3 protein-coding genes are annotated in these 5,167 nt (G+C 76.9%); 1 reads left to right on the top strand and 2 read right to left on the bottom strand.

The features are described from left to right. The coding region (locus IE312_RS42870) for an ATP-binding protein (RefSeq protein ID WP_440862377.1) at nucleotides 1–1,958 on the top strand (1,958 nt) is incomplete at its 5' end. On the opposite strand, the gene IE312_RS32595 is transcribed toward IE312_RS42870, so the two are convergent. After that, on the bottom strand, nucleotides 1,945–3,870 hold the full coding sequence (locus IE312_RS32595; protein WP_189985856.1) for a sigma-70 family RNA polymerase sigma factor: 1,926 nt from the start codon (nucleotides 3,868–3,870) through the stop codon (nucleotides 1,945–1,947). The genes IE312_RS42870 and IE312_RS32595 overlap by 14 nt on opposite strands. Nucleotides 3,871–4,117: 247 nt before the next feature. Then, nucleotides 4,118–4,873 (bottom strand): TetR/AcrR family transcriptional regulator, encoded by a 756-nt coding sequence (locus IE312_RS32590; RefSeq protein WP_189985855.1) that lies wholly within the window; start codon nucleotides 4,871–4,873, stop codon nucleotides 4,118–4,120. Nucleotides 4,874–5,167: the final 294 nt, after the last annotated feature.

Below are 5,167 nucleotides of genomic sequence, written 5' to 3'. Positions count from 1 at the left end.
GTCTGGACGGGCTGCCGCTGGCCATCGAGCTGGCCGCGGCCCGGCTCAGGCTGCTGACCCCGCGGCAGATCGCCGACCGCCTGGACGACCGCTTCCGCCTGCTCACCTCCGGGAGCCGCACGGTCCTGCCCCGCCAGCAGACCCTGCGCGCCGTGGTCGACTGGTCCTGGGAACTGCTGGACGAGCGGGAGCGGACGGTCCTGTGCGAGGTGTCGGTGTTCGCCGGCGGCTGGGACCTAGCGGCGGCCGAGGCCGTGTGCACCGGCCCGGTGGCGGACCTGATCGGCGCGCTGGTCGACAAGTCCCTCGTGGTCGCCGCCCCGCACGACCCGGACGGCACCGGCTCCGGCACCGGCATGCGCTACCGCCTGCTGGAGACCATCCACGAGTACGCCACGGAGCGCGCGGCCGAGGTCCCCGGACTGCGCGCGGCGGCCGAGCGGCGCCATCGCGCGTGGGTGCGGGCGCTGGTGGAGGAGGCCGAACCGCTGCTGCGGTCGGGGGCCCAGCTGCCCTGGATCTCCCGCCTGGAGACCGAGCTGGACAACGTCCGCGCCGCGCTGGACCGCGCGGTGCGCGCGGGCGACGAGGCGGAGGCGGGCGCCGTCGTCCTGGCCATCAGCTGGTTCTGGTGGCTGCGCAACCACCGCCAGGAGGCGGTGGCCCGGGTACGGCAGGTGCTCCGCCTGGGCGTCGCCCGCGACGCCCTGCCCGCGGGCGCTCCGGCCGGCGAGGCCATGACCCGGGCGGAGTCCGCCGACCCGGTCGGCGCCTTCCTCGCCGCCGCCGACGGCGAGGAAGGGCACCCGCTGCACGAGCTGCGGATGGACCTGCGCATGTTCGACCTGTTCCTGACCGCGGAGACCGGCACGGAGAACCTCGCCGCCGACGAGCGCGCCCGGGAGTACCTCGCGCGGGTACGGGCGTACTACGAGCGCGGCGGCCCCCGGGCCGCCCGGCTCCCCGGCATCATCTGGCCGCTGACCGCCTACTACCTGGGCGGCCCCGCCGACGTCCGCCCGCACATGACGGCGTCCGTGCGCAACGCCCGCGGCCACGGCGGCGACTGGGAACTCGCGGTCGCCCTGATGTACCGCGCCCACATGACCGTCGACTCACCGGGCAACCTGCGCGGCGTGGACGAGGACCTGGCCGAGCTGCGGACCCTGAGCCGGCGCGTCGGTGACCGCTGGATACGGGCCCAGGTGTGCAGCGCGGCCGGCGAGGCGGCCATGGCCCGCGGCAGGTACGAGGAGGCGCGCGGCGAGTACGAGGAGGCGCTGCGGCTCGCCTACGAGGTGGGCGCGTACGCCGAGGCGCCGTTCGTGCTCGCCCGGCTCGCCGAGATCTCCTACCGTTCCGGCGACCCGGAGGCCGCCCGGTCGGCCCTCGCCGAGGCGGGCACGGCCGCCGACCGGTACGCGGTACCGGAGGCGCGGGCCTTCGTGCTGCTGCTGCGCGCCCACATCGCCCTGCACGACGGGCGGCCGGCCCACGCCCGGGAGCTGTTCGAGGAGGTCCGCGCGGTGGTGGGCGACGGCAACCCGCCCCCGCAGTTCCTCGCCGCCCAGCGGATGGTCGAGGCGCTGCTCGTGGCCGACGAGTCGGGCCCGGCGCACGGCGTGCCGGTCCTCGCGGACGCCCTGCGCCAGGCCGTGGCCGACCGCTGCGCCGAATCGATCAGGGCGAGCGTGGTGGACGTGGCGGCGGGTCTGCTGGCCCGGCTCGGCGATCTGCCGGGCGCCCTCCGGCTGTTCGCCGCGGCGGATCACTGGCGCGACGGGCTCAGCCGGCCCGAGCCGGAGCGCACCCAGGCCGCCCGGGTGCGCGCCGGTGCCCGCGCGGCCCTGCCGGCCGGACGTTACGACGCCGAGTGCGCCCGGGGCGCGTCCCTCGGCGTGGCCGGCGTCCTGCGGGAGCTGGACGCCGTGCTCGTCGAGGGCCCTAGCGGCAGGTGAACCGGGAGTCGGCCCAGTCCACCAGCGCCGCCGCGCCGAAGGCGCTGCCGCGCGGTTCCACGACGAGCGTCACGGTGCCGCGCCCGGCGAGGTCCACATGGACGGGGACGGCCCGGTCCCGGCCCCGCACCGGACCCGACCGCCACAGCCGGACCCCGTCGGCGTAGACCGAGAAGGAGACCTCGCCCGGGGCGAGCGTCAGGTCGTCCACGCCGGCCAGTGCGTCGTAGGCGGTGCACTGCCGGTTGAGGGCGACGGTGACGGAGGACTCGCCGTGTACGCCGGCGCCGCGCGCGTACCGCTCACCGCCGATCCACAGGCCGTACCGCTGCCACACCCAGCTGCTCCCCGACAGGACGATCTCGGGCCGGGTGCCGTCGCCGGTGGCGTCGAAGCGCAGCTCGCTCAGCTCGTACACGGTGGGTGCCGGCGCCGGGGGAGGCGTGGGCGCCGGGGCGGGGACCGACGGGGGCGTGCGGGTCGGCGTGGGCGTCGGGGCCGGCCGCGGAGGGAGGTCCACCGGCGGGGGCGTGCGCGAGGGGCGGGGCGCGGGACTGCCGTCCGGCGGTACGGGCGCGGGCGTCCCGGCGCGTACCCCCGGCGGGCGGACGGAGACCGGCCGTGCGGAGGGGGTCCGTGCGGCGGGCACCCGTACGGATGGTGGCTGTACGGCGGGCGGCCGGACCACCGGCGCCGACGGTGCCGGCCGGGCGGCCTCCCGTGCCGGAGGGCTGTCGTTCACCAGGGCCAGCGCGACCGCCGTGGCCGCCACCGCCACCACACCGGCCGCGATGCCGGCCTTCACCGGCGCGCCGAGCCCCTCGGAGGCCACGGCCCCGCCCGCGCCGGCCGTCCCGCCGGACCCGCCGGTGCCCGCCGCGGCGGCGCCCGCCGCCCCCGCGCCGGCGCCGCCGGCCACGATCCCGAGGGCCTTGGCGTACCCGGCGGCCCCGAACCAGCCGATGACCGCGACCGGTACGACAGCGGGGATACCGTTCGCGACCTCCTCGATCTGGGTCGCCGCCAGCCGGCACCGCGCGCACTCCGCCAGGTGCTTGCGCAGGCCCCGCTCGGCCCGGACGCGCAGCTTCCGGCGGGCGTAGGTGCCCAGTTGGCCGGCGTACCGGGCGCACTCCTCGTCCCGGGCGAGGCCGGCGCTGACATGCGCCTGCAGATAGGCCTGCCTCAGCCCCTCGCGCGCGCGGCTGGCCAGCACCCGGGTGCCGTTGGCGTCCAGCCCGAACAGGACGGCCACCTCGCTCGGCGACTCGTCCTCCACCTCGGTGTGCCACAGCACGGCCTGCCAGCGCTCGGGCAGCGAACGGAAGGCCCGCACGGCCAGGGACTGCTCGGCCTCGTGCAGCGCGCGCACGTCGGCGCCGAGGGCGCCGTCGGACGTCTCGGGGACCCGGGCGGCCTGCTGGGCGAAGAGGGCGAAGTCGTCGACGAGTTGCTCCCGCCGGGCGGACCTGGCCCAGTGCGCGGCGACGCGCCGCACGGAGGTCAGCAGATAGGCCCGTACGGCGTGCTCGGGACCGGAGCCGCCGCGCACCGCCTGCAGCATCCGGGCGAAGACCTCGGCGGTGAGGTCGTCGGCGGTGTGCCCGTCCCGGCAGCAGGTGCGCGCGTACCGCCGTACCGCGTCGGCGTGGCGCCGGTACAGCTCCGCGTAGGCCGAGTCGTCACCGGCCCGCATCCGCTCGATCAGCTCGCCGTCGGCGGGTGGCACTTCCCGGGGCGGCAGCTGCCGGGGCTGCGGCCCGCCCGCCGCGCGCTGCGCCGGCACGCCCGGCTCCGCGGCCCGGCCGGAGGACGCCGGCCCGCCCTGCCTCGGCACCTGCGGTGCGGCCGGCCCCACGGTCTCCGCGTCCCCGGCGCCCCCGCATGACCCGTCCCACCCGTCAACGTCCATCGCCGACAGCCCCCGACACCGGACCAGCCCAACCCGTCACCGGCTCAGACTGCCACAGCGGTCCCTCCCCGACCCCGGTCCCGGCCACCCGGTCCACTCGTCCGAGCGGACTTCCCCCCGCGCCTTTCGAACACCCCGGACAGCGCCCGAACGCCCACCGGCACCACCCGACGGCGACAGCCGCGCGGGTGATGCCGGTGGGACGAAAGGACCTGGGCACGGCCGCGGTCCACGCGGCCGGCGCGGGCTACGCGGGCCGCGACCGCAGTCCCTCCAGCAGGATGTCCAGCAACCGCTCCGACGCCGCGGCCTGCTGCACCGCGTCCGGCAGCGACGGCGCCGCCGTGGCGATCACGAGCAGCACGTCACCCACGGACACGTCCGCCCGCAGCTCACCCGCCGCCCTTGCCCGATCCACCAACTGCCCGACCACGTCGAGCAGTGCCCCGGCCCCCGCGTCATCGGCCACCACCGCGGCCTGCTCCGCCACGAGCCGCAGCTCGGCACCGCCCGGCTGCACCCGCTGCTGGGGCACCCGGGGCTCCTCGACCGGCGCGGCCGGCCCGCCGGAGCCGACCCTCAGCACGTGCGGCGGCAGCAACCGGCCCGCCCCCGACGCCACGGACGTGCGCAGGAACCGCGACAGCGCCGACCACGGCTCGTCCTCCTGCCCGAGCGCCGTCCGCGCCTGCTCGGTCAGCCGCGCCGTCTCCTCCTCGGCGATCCGCCGCACCAGCACGTCCTTGCTGGGAAAACGGCGGTACACCGTGCCGACCCCGACCCGGGCCCGCCGCGCCACGTCCTCCATCGGCGCGCCGTAGCCCAGCTCGCCGAACACCTCACGCGCCGCACGCAGCACGTGCTCCAGATTGCGCTGTGCGTCCACCCGCAGCGGGGTCGTCCGCGCCACGTCCGCGCGTCCGCCGCTCCCCGCCGTGGTCATCGCCTTGCCGCCGGGCGCCACGGCGGCCGCGGATGCCCAATGCGTTTCCTGAACATGCATGTGTTTCCCCCGGTACTGACGTCTCCCCCCGGAGACTCTCCCCACCACTGAACGCGAAGTGCGCGGAACGGGTATCGGTCCCGACCGGATCCGCCCGTCGCGGACCCGTTCGACCACATTCCCTACACTCCGTCGACACACGAACATAGTTGAGAGGAAGTCAATTCAGAAGAGGCAGGTTCCGCACAGTGCGCCCCCCGATCGGAGTACGGGGTGCGTACGTCCCCATTCCCGCCCTTCGCACCCTCTTGCCCGACCCCCCTGACCTGCCCCCTTTCGTCCCGCACCGACACC

This window comes from Streptomyces capoamus, assembly GCF_014654935.1.
Taxonomy (GTDB): Bacteria; Actinomycetota; Actinomycetes; order Streptomycetales; family Streptomycetaceae; genus Streptomyces; species Streptomyces capoamus.
This window is presented reverse-complemented; position numbering and strand designations above follow the sequence as displayed.